Raw genomic sequence first — 16,648 nt, 5'->3', positions numbered from 1 at the left:
CCTCAACTCGCGGGCAGCGACGGCCGTTCGGCGAAGAACCTGCCGATCATCTCGCTCGCGTAGGGCGGCCACTCGTGCCCGCCGCCCTGCTGGGTGCACAGCGCGACCAGCACCGGCCCCGGCCCCGTGCCGACGCAGCCGTCCGGGCCGCCCGGCACCGGCCACGACAGGGCGGGCAGCTTGTCCACCCAGCGCCAGAACTCCATGACGAGCTGGACGCCGAAGAACGGGAAATGGACGTCCGCGTCCATGTTCCCGCCGCCGGTGTAGGGGACGGACGGGTCCAGCGTCCCGTGGAACGCCAGCACCGACACCGGCCTGCTCGGCAGGCAGCCGATGGCGAGCGCGCCCGACACCACGGCGATCCCGGCGAGCCGGTCCGCGCGCTCGCACGCGTACCGGTAGGCCATGCCGCCGCCGTTGGAGAAGCCGGTCATGAACACCCGGCGCGGGTCGGCGACGCCCTGCTCCACCAGCGTGCCGATCAGCTTGTCGAGGAAGGCCATGTCGTCGATGCCGGCCCACCGGGCGAACGAGCAGCAGGCCCCGGCGTTCCACGTGCCGAGGAAGCCCTCGGGGTAGGCGACGGCATAGCCCTGCTGGTCGGCGACCTGGTCCAGGCCGCTCTGGTTGCGGACGTACTCGGGGTCGTTCAGGCCGCCGTGCAGGGTCACGATCAGCGGCAGCGGCTTCCCGGTCTCCGTGCCGGGCGGGAGGTGCAGGAGGTAGGGGCGGTTCCAGCCGCCCATGGCGATGGTGTGCCTGGTCGTTCCCGGAGCGTCCTCGGACGCTCCGGCGGGCAGGGGGTGGGCGACGAGCGCGGCGAGCACCGCCACGATGGCCGCCGCCCGCGCGGCGATCTTCATAGCGATGATCTAACGCCCGTCGCGCCCTCCCGGCTAGACATCCGCGTGCGGAAAAGATCAGAGTTTTTTGGCGGCCGGTGCGTATTGCCGAGCGTGCTACGAACCGGACCCGGAGCCCGCCTCGACCTGGGGTCACGCTCGGCCATCGGCGCCGCGAGATAGTGCCACGCGCGATGAGCCCCGATGTTGAGCGTCTGTGTAGGTCACGCCTGGAAGGCTCCGGGCCGTCAGACCGGTTGGTCTGACGGCCGCCGCGGCCGGCTCGTGGGTGTGGTCACCGACGCGGGTTCGGTCAGCGGCTGGGGCCGCGGCTGAACAGCTACATCGACCAAAGGAAGCCGACCAGGGTGAGGCCCGCGGACCAGGCGATGGCCTGGTAGGCGCTGGTGCCGATGGCCTCACCGATCAGCAGGCCGCGCAGGGTCTCGATGGCGGGGGTGAACGGCTGGTACTCGGCGAACCAGCGCAGGGCGTTGAGGAAGACGTCGTCGAGGTCGGGGATGTGCACGGCCAGGTCGGCCGGTTCGATGCCGGCGGCGTCCAGCCGGGCGAGCAGGGTGCGCAGTGAGGGACACCGCCGTCGGAAGGGACCTGCAGCGTGAGCCGGCCGTCGCCGGAGGTGTCCACGAACCCGGCGCCGAGCGCGCCGGTGAGCGCGGTGTCATCGGAGAAGCGCAGGGACACGTGGCCGCCGGGGATGAGCCGCCGCCCGGTAGTCGGCTGGCAACATCTCGGCCCGGGTTTCGAACGCCTTCCATTCCCTGGTGAGATCGCTGCCTGTCATCGTCTCCCAGAACTTCATCTCCCGCCCCCCTTGAGCTTGTCGATCCGTGATGTGATGTACTCCCACTTCGCCCAGAACGTTGCGAGTTCTTCGCGACCCGCCTCGTTGAGCGCATAGAACTTGCGCGGCGGGCCCAGCCCGGACGGTCGTTTCGTCACCTGGACGAGTCCGTTCTTCTCCAGTCGCTGCAGGATGGCGTAGACCGTCCCCTCGACGACATCGGCGAAGCCGAGTTCATTCAGCCGACGCCTGATGGCGTACCCGTAGGTCTCCTCGCTGCCGAGGATTTCGAGAACGCAGCCCTCAAGTGTGCCCTTGAGCATCTCCGTCAACTGCTTGTCCATGAACACCCCCTTCCGGCTACTCGGCGGCACTGACTACCAGTACACGGTAATACTGACTACCGGTACATAGCAACACCGACTAGCCACCGACTAGGTCGCCGCTGGGAACCAGGTCGGCCAGTTGCTCGCCGGCCGCCGGTCGGCCGGGTTGGCGTACTGACGAGTGACATCGGACTCCGCCGTGGCTGTGACACAGAATCTGACCCACCAGCAGAAGGGCACGGCGCGGGGTGAGCGAGGCGGCACCGCGACCGCGTGCGGCTAGTTCTTCAGACCGTTGAGGAGGAGGTCCACGTAATGGTCGCTGATGGCTTCGGTCTTCAGGGTGCCGCCGGGGCGGTACCAGACGCCGATCTGGTGGACGGTGCCGAAGAAGAAGTGGACGGCGATGTCGGCGGGGGTGGCGGGGCGGAAGCTGCCCGCGCGCTGGCCCTCCTCGACCAGGTCGCGGAAGCGCTCGTGGTAGCGGCGGCGCTCGGCGCGGACGGCCTCGCGGCGGTCGCGGGGGAGCAGGTGCGTCGAGCGGAAGAAGACGGTGAAGTCGTCCAGGTAGAGGAACGAGGTGTTGAGGACGTCGACGGCCGCCGCGCGGAGGCGCTCCTCGGCGGTGCCGGGGCCGTCGGCGATCTGCTCCAGGCGCGACATCTGCAGGCCGAGGAGCCGGTGGTAGATCTCGTAGAGGAGGTCGTCCTTGGAGCCGAAGTAGTGGTACATGGCTCCTTTGGTGACGCCGGCGGCGTTCACGATCTCCTGGACCGAGGTGTTCTCGAAGCCCTTCTCGGCGAACATGCGCGTCGCCACGGCCAGCAGCCGGTCGGGCAGCGGCAGGTTCAGGTCGGCGGGGATCCGGCCCATGGGCGCCTGCGTCATCACTCCACCTCCGTTCCGGGAATGCCCCCCGGGGTCTCGCGCCGTCCCGGCAACGGCCGCCCGTAGATCGCCGACAGCCTACCGGCGGTGCGCGCGAGGCGCGTGCCGGGACCTGCGCACCGGCTGTTGACCGGGACCGCCGATGATTCTATCTTCATGGAATCCGACCAGTCGGTATGTGCTTTTCGGCCTCGGGGGATTGGCGCTGATTCATCGGCGAGGTGAGGCGTTGTGTCCGGCTCCTCCGCGAACCTGGAACTACGAGAGGTGACCGTCCGCTTCGCCGGGCTGGTCGCACTGGACGGCGTGTCGCTGTCCGCGCCGCAGGGCCGGGTCACCGGCGTGATCGGCCCGAACGGGGCCGGCAAGACCACGCTCTTCAACGTCGTGTGCGGGTTCGTCCGGCCGCGGTCGGGCGAGGTGCGCTGGCGGGGGAAGGTCCTCGGCCGGCATCGGCCGCACGACCTGACGCGGCTCGGCATCGCCCGTACCTTGCAGGGCCTCGGGCTCTTTCCCGGGCTCACCGTCCTGGAGAACGTGATGGTCGGGGCCGGCGGGCGGGCCGGGGCCGGGTTCTGGTCCGGGCTCTTCGCGCTGCCGCGCGCCGACCGTGACGAGGCCGCGCTGCGGGAGCGGGCGCGGGCCCGGCTCGCGGAGCTGGGCGTGGCGGGCGAGGCGGGGCGGCTGCCCGGCCAGCTCCCCTACGGCGTGCAGAAACGGGTCGCGCTGGCCCGGGCGCTGGTCGCCGAGCCCGACCTGCTGCTGCTGGACGAGCCGGCCGCGGGGCTCTCGGCGGGGGAGATGGACGAGCTGGCCGAGCTGATCCGCGGGTTGCGCGGCGGCCCGGCCGTCGTCCTCGTCGAGCACCACATGGACCTGGTCATGAACGTCTGCGACCAGGTCGTCGTGCTGGACTTCGGCAGGGTCATCGCCGGCGGCGCGCCCGCGGACGTGCGCGACGACCCGGCCGTGCTCGACGCCTACCTCGGCCAGGAGGTCGCCGGTGCTTGAGGTGAGGGACCTCACCGTCCACTACGGGGCGGTCCGCGCGCTCGGCGGGGTGGACCTGTCGGTGGACGAGGGCTCCGTGACGGCCGTGCTGGGAGCGAACGGGGCCGGGAAGACCACGCTGCTGCGCACGATCTCCGGGCTGCTGCGGCCGAAGGCGGGGCGCGTCGAGCTGGACGGGAGGGACGTCACCCGGCTGCCGGTCGAGGACATCGTCCGGCTCGGCGTCGCGCACGTCCCGCAGAGCGGCGGCGTCATCACCGAGCTGACCGTCGAGGACAACCTGCGCCTCGGCGGGCTCTGGACGGTGGCGGGGCGGCGCGACCGGGCGGCCCTGACGCGGCGCGTCGCCGAGATGTACGAGCTGTTCCCGCCGCTCGCCGAGCGCCGGACGAGGACGGCCGCCACCCTGTCCGGCGGGGAACGGCAGATGCTCGCGCTGTCGCGGGCGCTCACCGGCGCGCCCCGGCTGCTGCTGGTGGACGAGCCGTCCCTCGGCCTGGCGCCGCGCGTCGTCGCCCAGCTGATGGCCGTGCTGCGGCGGCTGTGCGACGAGGACGGCCGCACCGTCCTGCTCGTCGAGCAGAACGCCCGCAGCGCCCTGTCGGTCGCCGACCGCGCGGTCGTCCTGGACCTCGGCGCGGTGGTCGCGGCCGAGGCCGCCGCGGCCATCGCCGCCGACGACCGCCTCCGCCACGCCTACCTGGGGTTCTGATGGTGCGCTTCATCAATCTGACGGTCGCCGGAATCACCTCCGGCATGGTCTTCGCGGCGGTCGCGCTCGCGCTGGTGCTGATCTGGCGGGCCACCCGCATCGTGAACTTCGCGCAGGGCGGCATGCTGATGTTCACGACGTTCCTCGCCTGGAGCGTCGTCGACCACGGCGGCTCCTACTGGCTCGCGCTCGGGGTAGCGCTGGCGTCCGGGCTGGTCCTCGGCGCGGTGATCGAGCGGGTGGTGGTCCGGCCGGTGGAGAACAAGCCGCCGCTCAACGCCGTCATCGTCACGCTCGGCCTGTACGTGCTGCTGCAGGCGGGCGCGGGCATGATCTGGGGCGACACGCCCCACTCCTACCCGCCCGCCTTCCCGATCCAGGGGCTGTCGGTGGGCGGGACGCGGCTGCTGCTGTCCCCGTTCGACCTGTTCGTGATCGCCGCGGTCGCCGCGGTGATGGTGCTGCTGACGCTGCTGTTCGTTCGCACCGACCTCGGGCTGCGGCTGCGGGCCGCCGCGTTCGCGCCGGAGATCGCCCGGCTGCAGGGCGTCCGCGTCGGCCGGATGCTGACCCTCGGGTGGGCGCTCGCCGCGCTCGTCGGGTCGCTCGCCGGGGTGCTGATCGCCCCCTCGGTGTTCGTCGGCCCCGCCCAGTTCGACGCGATGCTCGTGTTCGGGTTCACCGCTGCGGTCATCGGCGGGCTGGACAGCCCGGCCGGCGCCGTCACCGGCGGGCTGCTGCTCGGCTGCGCGCTCAGCTACGTGTCCGGCTACGTCAGCTCCGACCTGGTCACCTTCGGGGCGCTCGCCGCGCTCATCACCGTCCTGATGATCAGACCGAACGGCCTGTTCACGGCGAGTACGGGACGGCGGGTGTAGCGCGGTGGACACCGTCCTGAACGTCCTGCGCCGCTCCACGCTGACGCGGCACACCGCGGGCGCCCTGGCGGCGATCGTCGCGCTGTACTTCCTGACGACCGCGGTCGGCCCCTACCGGGACCTGCAGATCGCCCAGGCCGCCTACCTCACCTGCGCGGTCGCGGGCCTCACCGTGCTGACCGGGCTCGGCGGGCAGATCTCGCTCGGGCACGGCGCGTTCATGGCCGTCGGCGCCTACACCGCCGTGCTGATCAGCGGGCACTGGGGCTGGCCGCTCGCCGCCGTCCTCGCGGCCGCGGCCGGCGTCACCGCCGTCGCGGGCGTGCTGGTCGGCGCGGTCGCCGCCCGGCTGCACGGCCCCTACCTCGCCGGCGCCACCCTCGCCTTCGCCGTCGGGCTGCCCGGCCTCGCCAACTACGAGCCGCTCACCGACCTGCTCGGCGGGCAGAACGGGCTGACGCTCGCCCCGCCGGTCCCGCCCGAGTCACTCGGCGCGGCGTTCCCGCTGGAGCGCTGGCAGGCGTGGATCTCCTGTCTCGGCGCCGTCGTCACCCTGTTCCTGCTCGCCAACCTCACCCGCGGCCGGTTCGGCCGGACGCTGCGGGCCAGCCGCGACGACGAGATCGCGGCCGCGCTCAGCGGGGTCCGCGTCGCCCGGCTGCGGATCGCCGCGACCGTCGTCTCGGCGGCCTGCGCCGGCCTCGGCGGCGGGCTGCTCGCGGTGGTCGCCACGCTGGCCGCGCCGGGCGCGTTCCCGCTCACCCTCTCCCTCCAGCTGATCGCCGCGATCATCATCGGCGGCCTCGGCAGCCTGGCGGGCGCCGTGTGGGGCGCGCTGATCCTGGTGTACGTGCCGACGTGGGCGTCCGACCTGTCGTCCTCGTCCGGCCTGTCGCACAACATCGCCTCGAACCTGCCCCTCGCCATCTACGGCCTCGTCCTCATCATGGTGACGCTGGCCTTCCCGCGCGGTCTCCAGGGAGGACTGCGCGGCATCGGCGGCGCCGTCCGGCGCCGTGCCGCCAAGAGGCGCGACCGGGCTCCCGGGCCGCGCGGTTCCGCATCGACAGTCACATCGGGGCCAACCACCACGCACCCAGGAGGAGCAGATGAAGCGACCCCGGACCAGGGCCCTCGCCCTGATGACCGCGGTGACGCTGGCGGTCGCGGCGAGCGGCTGCGGCGGTGACGGCGGGGACGGCGGGTCGGGCGCGCCCGGCGTCACCGCCACCACCGTCACCATCGGCAGCCACCAGCCGCTGACCGGCCCGGCCGCGCCCGGCTACAGCGCCAACTCGGCGGCGTCCAAGGCGTTCTTCGACTACGTCAACGCCAACGGCGGCGTGCACGGCCGCAAGATCGTCTACAAGTACGTGGACGACGCCTACAACCCGACCCAGACCGTGAGCGTGACGCAGAAGCTCGTCCTCCAGGACAAGGTCTTCGCGATCTTCAACGGGCTGGGCACCCCCACGCACTCCAAGGTCGTCGACTACCTCAACGCGCAGCGCGTCCCGGACCTGTTCGTCGCGTCCGGCTGCGGTTGCTGGGACCAGCCGGACAAGCACCCGCAGACGTTCGGCTGGCAGGTCGACTACATCCGCGAGGGCAAGATCCTCGGCGACCACGTGAAGAAGACGTTCGCCGGGAAGAAGGTCGCCTACTTCTACCAGAACGACGACTTCGGCCAGGACGGGGTGAAGGGCCTCGACAAGTACGTCCCGAAGGCGGACGTGGTGTCCCGGCAGTCCTACCAGCCGGGCAACACCGACATCGGAGCGCAGGCCCAGGCGATCGCCCAGTCCAAGGCGGACGTCGTCGTGCTGTTCAGCATCCCCACCTACACCGCGCTGTTCCGGCTCGCCGCGCTGAAGCTGAACTACAAGCCGACCTTCGTCGTCAGCAACGTCGGGTCCGACCCGATCACCCTCACCGGGCTGCTGGAGAGCTTCGCCAAGAAGGGCGGCAGCGAGGTCGAGGGCAGCCCGCTCATCCAGGGCATGATCACTGACGGCTACCTGGCGGCGCCGGGCGACGCCTCCAACAGCTGGACGCGGCTGTTCAAGAAGATCCACGCCCAGTACATCCCGAAGCTGCCGTTCAACGGGAACATCGTCTACGGGATGTCGGTCGCCTACACCTTCGTCCAGGCGCTGCAGGCGGCCGGCGAGAACCCGACCCGCAAGGGCCTCGTCGAGGCGCTGGAGAAGTCCCGCTTCACCGGGCCGGGCGTCGTCCCGTTCGCGTTCGGCGCAGGGTCGCACGCCGGGTACACCGGCGCGGTGATCGGCAAGATCGAGGGCCAGAACGTCGTGCCGGAGGGGCAGCCGATGACGACCGACGACGGCGACGGCCCGATCCAGCCGTACACCGCGCCGCAACCGCAGGCGCCCGCCAACGGCATCCCCGCCGCCGGCTGACGGGCACCGCCGCCGTCCCGCGCGACCGCCGCGCAGCCGCGGGACGGCGGCCGGGGCGGATGGGAAGAGTTGCGGTGGTTCATGGTCGTCTCGTCCGATCGTGGGGAGGATGGTCGGAAGGGGGTGGGGCGATGCGCGAGGCGGGAGCGGCATCGTGAGCCGGGCCCGGACGGCCGCGCCCGGGCGACCGCTGCCGGAGTCCGAGCGCCGGGCGCACCCGGCCCCGGCCGTCGGTGACGCGTCCGTCGGTGACGAGGGCGCCGGGAGCGTCGGCGAGGCGCGGGGCGGGACGGCCTGATGGCGTGGTCGGTCTGCTTCGCCCTGGTCGCGGCGTTCCTGTTCGCCGCCGCCGCCGCGCTGCAGTACCGGGCCGCCAGGCGGGCGGTGCACGGACGCTCGGACGCCGGCGCCGCGCACGGGCTGATCCGCCGGCTCGTCCGGGACCCGGTTTGGCTGACCGGCTGGGCGGTGAACCTGGCCGGCTTCGGCGCCCAGGCGATCGCCCTGCACTTCGGCTCGACCGCCATCGTGCAGCCGCTGCTGGTCACCCAGCTCGTCTTCACCATCGTGCTCGGCGCGGTCGGCACCGGACGCCGTCCCGCGCGGCTGGACCTGCTCGGCGGCGTGGCCGTGTCGGCGGGCCTCGCCGTGCTGTTCACGGTGCCGGGCGCGATCCCGCCGCAGGGCGAGCCGTCCCGGCCGCGGATCCTGCTCGCCGGCCTGATCGCGGCGCCGGTCATCGTCGTGCTGTCGCGGGCGGCGTGGCTGCGCGCGGGACCGGTACGGGCCACGCTCCTCGGCGTCTGCGCGGGCCTGTGCTTCGCCGCCACCGCGGTCCTGATCAAGCTGACCACCGCCGACCTCCTCGACCGCGGCGTCGCGGCCACCGCGGTGGACTGGCCCGGCTACGCGCTCGCGGGCAGCACGCTGCTCGGGCTCGTGCTGGAGCAGCGGGCGTTCGCCGCCGGGTCGCTGCCCGCCGCGATGACCGCGATGACGATGACCAACCCGATCGCCTCCTACCTGGTGGCGGCCTTCGCCTTCGAGACCCTGCCGCCCCGGACCGCCGCGGCGTTCACCGCCCTGTCCTTCAGCGTCCTGCTGCTGACGGGCGGGGTGGCGCTGCTGTCCCGGTCCGCGCACGCCGCCCGCGGGCACGAAGATCCCCATACACTCCCGACATGAGGGACTCGCAATGATCATCCGGCGTGCGCCCCTGCCCGGCGGGTGCCACGACGGCGCCTTCTGGCGGTCTCGCCTGCGTCCCCAGCTCGCCTTCCCCGGGCACCGCCTGGGCGGCGGCTGACGGCCCGGAAATGTCGGTGGCACCAGGCATGATGTGCCCATGACCGAGACACCGGCCCGCACCGAGATCGGCGACCAGGCCGCCTATGCCGCCGCGGTCCAGACCGCCGTCGCCGCCTCCGCCGCCTACTACGGCGAGGGCGACTCGCCGCTCGACGACGACGCCTTCGACCGGCTGGTGCGCGGCATCGCCGCCTACGAGAGCGGGCATCCCGACGAGGTCCTGCCCGGCTCGCCGACGGGCAAGGTCGCCGGGGGAGCGGTCATCGGGGACGTTCCGCACACCGTCCCGATGCTCAGCCTCGACAACGTGTTCTCCGCCGACGGCCTGCGGGCGTGGGCGGCGGGCCTGGTCCGCAGGCTCGGCCGCGAGGTCGCGGCCTGGAGCGTCGAGCCGAAGCTGGACGGGCTGGCGATCTCCGCCCGCTACTCGGGAGGCCGGCTCGTCCAGCTGGTGACCCGCGGTGACGGGGCCGCCGGCGAGGACGTCTCACACGGCATCGGCATGATCGTCGGGCTGCCCGGGCGGCTGGCCGAGCCGCTCACCGTCGAGCTGCGCGGCGAGGTGCTGATGACGCGCGCGCAGTTCGAGGCCGCCAACACCGCCCGCACGGGAGCCGGCGGGACGGCGTTCGCCAACCCGCGCAGCGCCGCCGCCGGGTCGCTGCGCGCCAAGGACCGTCCCTACCAGGTCGAGATGACCTTCTTCGCCTACGGCTGCCTCCCCCTGGACGGCACCGACGGCGAGACCGCCGCGCGGCTGCGCGACCTGCCGCACAGCGGGATCATGGAGCTGGTCGCCGGGCTCGGCGCGCACACCACCGCCGCGACGCCCGTCCCCGGGATCACCGCGACCACGATCGAGGCGGCCGGCGAGCGCGTCGAGGAGATCGCCGCCCTGCGCGCCGAGCTGGACTTCGGCATCGACGGCATCGTGATCAAGGCGGACGCGGCGGCCGACCAGGCCGAGGCCGGGATCTCCTCCCGCGCGCCCCGCTGGGCGATCGCCTACAAGCTGCCCGCCGCCGAGAAGATCACCCGGCTGCTGGCCGTGGAGTGGAACGTCGGCCGCACCGGTGTCATCGCGCCGCGCGCCGTACTGGAGCCCGTCGAGGTGGACGGCTCGACCGTCACCTACGCGACCCTCCACAACGCCGCCGACATCGAGCGGCGCGGCCTGCGCCTCGGCGACCACGTCACCGTCTACAAGGCCGGCGACGTGATCCCGCGCGTGGAGGCCCCGGTCGTGCACCTGCGCACCGGGCAGGAGCGGCCGATCGAGGCGCCGTCGGCGTGCCCGCGCTGCGGCGACGAGATCGACGCCTCGCAGCAGCGGTGGCGGTGCGTGCGGGGGCGGTCCTGCCATGCCGTCGCGTCCGTCCGGTACGCCGCCGGCCGCGACCAGCTCGACATCGAGGGCCTCGGCGAGAACCGCATCGACCAGCTCGTCCAGGCGGGGCTGATCGACGACTTCGCCGACCTGTTCGTCCTGACGCACGACCAGATCGTCGGGCTCGACCGCATGGGCGAGACCAGCACCGCGGCCCTGCTCGCCGCGATCGAGGGCGCGAAGGCCAAGCCGCTGAACAAGGTGTTCTGCGCGCTCGGCGTGCGCGGCACCGGCCGGTCCATGTCGCGGCGCATCGCCCGGCACTTCACCACGATGGACGCGATCCGCGCCGCCGACGCCGAGGCGTTCCAGGAGGTCGAGGGCGTCGGCCCCGAGCGCGCGGCGATGCTGGTCGCCGAGATCGCCGAGCTGGCCCCGCTGATCGACAAGCTCGTCGCGGCGGGCGTCACGATGACCGAGCCCGGGCCCGCCGGCCCCGCCGCCCCCGGCGGCTCCGCCGAGGAGGCCGAGTCCGAGAGCTCCGGCCTTCCGCTCGCCGGGCTGTCCGTCGTCGCCACCGGATCGATGTCCGGGCCCCTTGAGGGCCTGTCCCGCAACCAGGTGAACGAGCTGATCGAACGCGCCGGCGGCAGGGCGTCCTCGTCGGTGTCGGCGCGCACCTCCCTGCTCGTCGCGGGGGAGAAGGCCGGCTCGAAGAGGGCCAAGGCCGACAAGCTCGGCGTCGAGATCGTCACGCCGGAGGAGTTCGCCGCCCGCGTCGCCGCCCACCTGTGACCGCCGCGCGGCGGCGCGCCGGGCTCAGAAGGGCCGGGCTCAGGCGGGCCGGGCTCAGGCGGGCCGGTCGGCGCGGCCGGTGCGCACCAGCCAGCTCAGCATCAGCATGACGTCGAGCCTGCCGTCCAGCTCGGAGAACCGGCCTCCGGTCAGCTCGGCGATCCGGCGCAGCCGGTACCGGACGGTCTGCTCGTGGATGTGCAGCCGCTCCGCCGCGATCACCGCGTTGTCGCCGCACTCCAGGTAGGTCAGCAGCGTCTCGGCGAGCGGCTGCCGGCGCGCCGGGGCCAGCTCCAGCAGCGGCCCGAGGACGGCCTCGGCGGTCGCGCCGACCAGCTCCTCCGCCGCGAGCGTGGCCAGCGCCGCGATGTGGTCCGCGCACCGGACGGGGCCGTCGCACGGCAGCAGGCCGCGCTCGGCCAGGGTCAGCGCGTGCCGGGCCCACCGCAGCGAGACCGCGCCCTGACCGAGCGGCACGGTCGGCCCGATCGCGGCCGTGCCGAGCTTGCGCAGCACCGGCCGCAGCCGGTCCTGGCCGGGGCCCTCCGGGTCGGGCACCACCAGGTACGGGGCCGGCGCGTCCCAGTCGGCGAGCACGGCGGGCGGCAGGATCCGCGCGCCGGCGGGCGCACCGGCCGGCAGCGCGATCACGGCGATGCTCTTCGGCGGCTCCCAGCGGGCGGCGACGGCCAGCGCGGCGAGGGTGTCGGCGCCGGCCGGCGGCTCGGCGACCAGCAGGTCCCGCAGCCGGTCGCGGCGGCGCTCCCGCTCGGTCGCCAGCTGCCCCTGCTGGCGGGCGTACCCCTGCGCGGCGGCGTCGGCGACCCGGGCCAGCAGCATGAACAGCGAGTCGGTCAGCCGGCTCAGCGTCTCGCGCGACCAGCCGAGCCGGTAGGCGTCCTTGATGAACCGGCGGCACGCGACCTGGCTGCTCACCCGCATCGCGTTCTGCAGGGCGGCGAGGCTGCGGCCCTGCCGGGCCTCCTCCTCGCCGAGCCGCATGTACAGCTCGGTCAGCGTGTGCGCGTCCGGGTTCGGGTGGTCGACGGAGTCGACGAAGAACGCGACGGTGTCGCTCACCGTCCGCTCCACCCGCCTGGCGTACTCGCCGCCGTCGTCGCCCGCGTACTCCGGCACCTGGTCGCGGATCTCCCGCTCCATCTCGTCGACGGCGGCCTGAAGGTGCTGCCGCAGGAGTTCCGGCAGCTCGGCGGGCATGGAGGGCCCTTGTGTCATCCGGTGTCCGTTCGCGGCTCGGGGGTGGGGAACGAATCGGCCTCACCCTAGGCAAGAAAGGAAAGGCTGTCATCACCCGCCCCCGGCCCCCGCCGGACGGCGCTCAGGTCTGCGCGGGCTGCGGGGCGGCCCCCGGAGCAGTGCCCGGAGCGGTGCCCGGAGCGGTGCCCGGGGTCGCGCGGCCGCGTGCCGTCAGGCGGCGTCCGAGGCGCTGCGCCGGCCGTTCGACGTACCGGTGCGTGAGCGCCGCGCACACGAGGACGCCGGCGACCAGCACCACCCCCCAGGCCGCCCGGACGGGGCCGGGCAGGCTCCAGGTGTCCGGCCCGGCCGCGTACCAGACGACCTGGACGACCAGCGGGTGCAGCAGGTAGACCGAGTAGCTCACCAGCCCCGACCACACCAGGAACCGGGGCATGCGCCGGTGGCGCAGCGCGAGGCCGGCCAGGAAGGTCAGCCAGGCGGCGGCCACGGCGATGGACCAGTCCGGTCCGAGCGGGTTCGGGTTGGCGTGCAGAGCCCAGGACGTCGGGGTCCGCATGCCCGCCACCAGGGTGAGGGCGGGCACGATGGCGACCATCGCCACGGCCGGCCCGCGCCGGAGCCGCCCCTCCTGGATTCCGCGGACCGCCGTCCCGGCGAACATCGTGGCGATGATGCACAGGCTCTCGATGGCGCCGATGCGGCTGTTGAGCACGAGCAGTGTCAGGGCCAGCGCCGCCACGACGACGACCCCGGCCCGCCGCACCGCGCGGCGGCGGCTGAGCATGGCGGCGAGACCGCCGGCCAGCAGCAGCGCGGCGGCGAGGATCGTCCCGCCGGGCCACCGGGAGGCCAGCAGAGCCGACGGAAGCGCCACGCCGAGGATCGCGGCGCCCACGCCGAACCCCAGCGCGACCCGGGCGCTGGAGCGGTGCACGCCGGCGACGAACATCGCCGTGATGAGCAGGTAGAAGACCATCTCGTAGGAGAGCGTCCACAGGACGTTGACGGCGTTCGGCACGCCCAGCAGGTCCTGGAGCATCGTCAGGTGCGCGAGGCCGGACGCCCACGGCCGGTCGGCGAGCGCGGCGGGCAGCCCGTAGGTCACGCCGGCCGCCCCGAGCAGGAGCGCCAGCGCCAGCGACACGGCCCAGGCCGGGTACAGCCGGAAGAGCCGCCCGGCCCAGAACTGCCGGACGCTGCCGCGCCGCTGCAGTGAGAACGGGACGACGTAGCCGCTGACGAGGAAGAACACGAAGACCCCGTACCGGCCGAAGTCGAACCAGGGGCTGGCCGTCCTGCGCACCTCGGGCAGCAGCACGTCCAGGGAGTGCTCGAACACCACCACCATGGCGGCCAGGCCCCGCAGGGCGTCCAGCCACCCCATCCGGGGAGCGCGCTCCGGAGGAGCGCCGAGCGTCGGGTCCGATGGGATCAAGGTCTTCGTCGGCATCGGGGGCCACCATAGGGGCCGAACCGTTACCTTCTCTAACGAGGGAATGAGATTCTTCTGAGCTTCCGCTCCGGCCTTCTGACTCAGCGTGACGGGCGCGGGATGCCCGCACGAGCGGCGGGAGCAGGGCCGTCGCGAGGTGCGGCGGGACAAAGCGGAGGAACCCGCCGGACGGGGACAGTGTGACCAAAACCACACTGCGGCGGGGTGCCCCGAGGGCGGGTCACAGGACGCCCACGACCCCGTACATGAGTGGATCGCGCAGGAGCGCCCCGCCTGACAGCGGACTCACGCCGGGCGGCAGCGCACGGAAGGGGCCGAGCAGCCGCGCCACCTCGGCGCCGGCCCGCGGGCGCACGGCGACGCCGCTCGCCTCCCGGTAGCGCCGCGCGGCCTCGGCGATCTCGGCCGGGGCGAAGTCGGCGGTGAGGTGCGAGACGACCAGGGCGCTGCCCGGCGCGGCCGCCGCCGCGGCCAGTTCGGCGACGAGGCCCCGGGCGCCGGGCAGGAAGTGCAGCACGGAGGACAGCACCAGCGCCACCGGTTCGGACGGGTCGATGAGCCGGCGCACTTCGGGGCTCTCCAGGACCGAGGCGGGGTCGCGCAGGTCGGCCCGCAGCGCCGCGACGTTGCCGCCGTCGATCAGCAGCGCGCGGGCGTGGGCGATGACGAGCGGGTCGTGGTCGACGTAGACGACGCGGGTGCCGCCGATGTGGCGGGCCGCGATCTGGTGCAGGTTGTCGGCCCTGGGCAGGCCGCAGCCGAGGTCGAGGAACTGCCGGAGCCCGCGTTCCGCGAGCAGCCGGACCGATCCGGCGAGGAACGCGCGGGCGCAGTGCGCGGCCTCCGCCGACTGGGGGAGGACGTCGAGGATCCGGTGCGCGAGCCTGCGGTCGCAGGAGTAGTTGTCCTTCCCGCCGAGGAGGTAGTCGTGTACTCGCGCCGGACCCGGCCTGTGCAGGGCGAGCGGGGTCTCCGCCGCCCGCGTTCCCGCCGTGGTCGCCGGGTTCTCTCCGTGCGGGTTCTCTTCGTGCAGGCCCCCGCTTCCAGGAGAGTGAGGAGGCCACGTCGTCCCCCTCAAGCCGTCCACCTATCGCCTTCACCGCCTTCGCCGGAGAGCAGTGCAATGGCCCCCGCTTCCGACGGTAGGCGGCGCGGCGGGGGAAGGCATGGCCGTCCGGTGGCGCGGCCCGCGAGCCGTGGGCGCCAGGACGGCCGCATCGGGCCAGCCGTGTTTGGCGGCGTTCCGCCGGACCGGGAAGTCGCCGGTGATCGGCATCGGAAACGACGGAACGGACGGTCGCCGCGCGCTCACAGCGCCGCGAGGACGCCCGCGGCGCGTGGCCGCTTCCGGCCATGACAAGGATCTGACCGGGAGGGTGCGGCCCGTGGGGAAGACCCGGTCGGCGTCCCGGTCAGCCTCCCTGCCCGGAGTCCCGCCACATGAGCCAGACCGGCGGGCAGCCGCGGCCCGGCAGGGCCAGTTCCCGCGTCACCCGGAACCCGAAGCGCTCGTAGTAGGGAACGTTCCGCTCCTTGGAGCTTTCGAGGTAGGCGGGGAGGCCCTCGGCGTCGCAGCGGTCGAGCCGGGACCGCAGCAGCGCGCCGCCGAGGCCGTTGCCCTGCGCCGGCGGGTCGGTGCCGAGCACCGACAGGTACCAGTGCGGCTCCCGCGGATGGTGCCGCTCGATCTCCCCGAGCGTGCGCAGCGTGATCGGCACCCGCGTGCCGAGGATCCGCAGCAGCGGCACCGCCTGCGCCGCCTGCAACCGGACCGGCACCCGCCAGTGGCCGGGCGGGTCCCACAGCGCGGCCGCCTCGGTCCCGCCGTCCCGCCCGGTGGCCTCGGTGGCGCCGTGCCGCAGGTGCACCCGCCGCAGCAGGACCTCGAACAGCCCGGCCAGCCGCCGCACCCGGGACGCCTCGTCCGGCAGCAGCCAGCACCAGACCGGGTCGTCGTCGAAGGCGCGCCCGAGCAGCGCCGCGATCGGCGCGGCGTCGGCGCCCGCGGCCGTGCGGACGAGCGGGGAGGGCTGGGAAGGTGATGTCATGGCGCGGCCTCCTGGAGGGACGCGCCGATCCTCACCGGCCGTGCGGCCCGGCGTCAAGGAGGCGGATCAGCGGCGCAGGCCCCGGAACCGGGAGCATGAGCGGCGACGGCGTTCCGCGCGCGGCCGGATCAGCTCGTCCAGGACGAGCGTGAGGCCCGCCCCCACCAGCCAGGTGTCCTTGGCGAGCGCGGTGCCCTGCTGGGTGGGACGGATGCCGCCCTCCTGCCGCATGCCCGGCAGCCGCAGGTAGAGGCCGGTCAGCCCGGCGGAGAACGCGGTCAGCGCCGCGCCCGCGACCAGCGAGGGCACGAACGGCGCCAGCAGCGCGGCGCCGAGCGCGATCTCGGTCGTGCCGAGGGTGCGGGTGAAGGTCCGCGCGTCCTGCGACCCGAGGAACGGGTAGGCGGTCTTCGCCATGCCGTGGGTCTGTTCGGCCGACTCGTCCAGGGCCTGGAGCTTGGACAGGCCCGAGTTCAGGACGAACGCCCCCACGGCCAGCCGGACCGGCATCTGGTGAACACGAGCAAGAAGACGCATCGTTCCCCACATCGGTCGGGAGAGTTCGGGCGCAGGGATCATTCCCGCCGATCGCCCGGTGCATCTGAAGGCCC

General features: G+C 73.5%; 17 protein-coding genes. 8 read left to right on the top strand and 9 right to left on the bottom strand.

Annotated features, from left to right (window positions below):
* Positions 1–2: 2 nt before the first annotated feature.
* From SM418_RS29610 to SM418_RS29595, 4 genes are all read right to left on the bottom strand, one after another.
* A complete protein-coding gene (locus SM418_RS29610; RefSeq protein WP_371944246.1) occupies positions 3–866 on the bottom strand; it encodes a CE1 family esterase in 864 nt (287 codons plus the stop codon).
* A gap of 319 nt (positions 867–1,185) precedes the next feature.
* Positions 1,186–1,374 carry a hypothetical protein gene (locus tag SM418_RS29605; protein ID WP_371944247.1) on the bottom strand — a complete coding sequence of 63 codons (189 nt, stop codon included), beginning with the start codon at positions 1,372–1,374 and terminating at the stop codon, positions 1,186–1,188.
* Between the two features lie 290 nt (positions 1,375–1,664).
* Positions 1,665–1,994 (bottom strand): PadR family transcriptional regulator, encoded by a 330-nt coding sequence (locus tag SM418_RS29600; RefSeq protein ID WP_371944248.1) that lies wholly within the window; start codon positions 1,992–1,994, stop codon positions 1,665–1,667.
* A gap of 261 nt (positions 1,995–2,255) precedes the next feature.
* Positions 2,256–2,864 (bottom strand): TetR/AcrR family transcriptional regulator, encoded by a 609-nt coding sequence (locus SM418_RS29595; RefSeq protein ID WP_371944249.1) that lies wholly within the window; start codon positions 2,862–2,864, stop codon positions 2,256–2,258.
* Positions 2,865–3,095: 231 nt separating this feature from the next.
* On the opposite strand from SM418_RS29595, the gene SM418_RS29590 reads away from it, so the two are divergent.
* The 8 genes from SM418_RS29590 (at position 3,096) to ligA (ending at position 11,315) form a co-directional block, all read left to right on the top strand.
* Positions 3,096–3,875 (top strand): ABC transporter ATP-binding protein, encoded by a 780-nt coding sequence (locus tag SM418_RS29590; RefSeq protein ID WP_371944250.1) that lies wholly within the window; start codon positions 3,096–3,098, stop codon positions 3,873–3,875.
* Positions 3,868–4,587, top strand: a complete 720-nt coding sequence (locus tag SM418_RS29585; protein WP_371944251.1) for an ABC transporter ATP-binding protein — start codon at positions 3,868–3,870, stop codon at positions 4,585–4,587. The genes SM418_RS29590 and SM418_RS29585 overlap by 8 nt, the downstream gene beginning before the upstream one ends.
* Entirely contained in the window at positions 4,587–5,465 is an 879-nt protein-coding gene (locus SM418_RS29580; RefSeq protein WP_371944252.1) for a branched-chain amino acid ABC transporter permease, read from the top strand. The genes SM418_RS29585 and SM418_RS29580 overlap by 1 nt, the downstream gene beginning before the upstream one ends.
* 4 nt (positions 5,466–5,469) lie before the next feature.
* Positions 5,470–6,654 carry a branched-chain amino acid ABC transporter permease gene (locus SM418_RS29575; protein WP_371944253.1) on the top strand — a complete coding sequence of 395 codons (1,185 nt, stop codon included), beginning with the start codon at positions 5,470–5,472 and terminating at the stop codon, positions 6,652–6,654.
* Positions 6,575–7,885 carry an ABC transporter substrate-binding protein gene (locus SM418_RS29570; protein ID WP_371944254.1) on the top strand — a complete coding sequence of 437 codons (1,311 nt, stop codon included), beginning with the start codon at positions 6,575–6,577 and terminating at the stop codon, positions 7,883–7,885. The genes SM418_RS29575 and SM418_RS29570 overlap by 80 nt, the downstream gene beginning before the upstream one ends.
* Positions 7,886–8,039: 154 nt before the next feature.
* Positions 8,040–8,183, top strand: a complete 144-nt coding sequence (locus SM418_RS29565; protein WP_371944255.1) for a hypothetical protein — start codon at positions 8,040–8,042, stop codon at positions 8,181–8,183.
* A complete protein-coding gene (locus tag SM418_RS29560) occupies positions 8,183–9,070 on the top strand; it encodes a DMT family transporter (protein WP_371944256.1) in 888 nt (295 codons plus the stop codon). Before SM418_RS29565 ends, SM418_RS29560 begins: the two co-directional genes overlap by 1 nt.
* Positions 9,071–9,230: 160 nt before the next feature.
* Complete coding sequence (gene ligA / locus SM418_RS29555) at positions 9,231–11,315, top strand: NAD-dependent DNA ligase LigA (RefSeq protein WP_371944257.1); 2,085 nt, start codon at positions 9,231–9,233, stop codon at positions 11,313–11,315.
* Between the two features lie 54 nt (positions 11,316–11,369).
* On the opposite strand, the gene SM418_RS29550 is transcribed toward ligA, so the two are convergent.
* The 5 genes from SM418_RS29550 to SM418_RS29530 form a co-directional block, all read right to left on the bottom strand.
* Positions 11,370–12,551 (bottom strand): PucR family transcriptional regulator, encoded by a 1,182-nt coding sequence (locus SM418_RS29550; RefSeq protein WP_371944258.1) that lies wholly within the window; start codon positions 12,549–12,551, stop codon positions 11,370–11,372.
* Between the two features lie 103 nt (positions 12,552–12,654).
* Positions 12,655–13,986: an acyltransferase family protein gene (locus SM418_RS29545; RefSeq protein WP_371944259.1), complete on the bottom strand. Its 1,332-nt coding sequence runs from the start codon at positions 13,984–13,986 to the stop codon at positions 12,655–12,657.
* Positions 13,987–14,209: 223 nt separating this feature from the next.
* Positions 14,210–15,076: an SAM-dependent methyltransferase gene (locus tag SM418_RS29540; protein WP_371944260.1), complete on the bottom strand. Its 867-nt coding sequence runs from the start codon at positions 15,074–15,076 to the stop codon at positions 14,210–14,212.
* Positions 15,077–15,401: 325 nt separating this feature from the next.
* A complete protein-coding gene (locus SM418_RS29535) occupies positions 15,402–16,037 on the bottom strand; it encodes a GNAT family N-acetyltransferase (protein ID WP_371944261.1) in 636 nt (211 codons plus the stop codon).
* Between the two features lie 66 nt (positions 16,038–16,103).
* Complete coding sequence (locus SM418_RS29530; protein ID WP_371944262.1) at positions 16,104–16,547, bottom strand: MauE/DoxX family redox-associated membrane protein; 444 nt, start codon at positions 16,545–16,547, stop codon at positions 16,104–16,106.
* Between the last annotated feature and the right edge of the window lie 101 nt (positions 16,548–16,648).

This window comes from Actinomadura chokoriensis (assembly GCF_041463665.1).
Classification (GTDB): Bacteria; Actinomycetota; Actinomycetes; order Streptosporangiales; family Streptosporangiaceae; genus Spirillospora; species Spirillospora chokoriensis_A.
The sequence above is the reverse complement of the archived record's forward strand: the minus strand, read 5'-3'. Positions and strand labels throughout refer to the sequence as shown.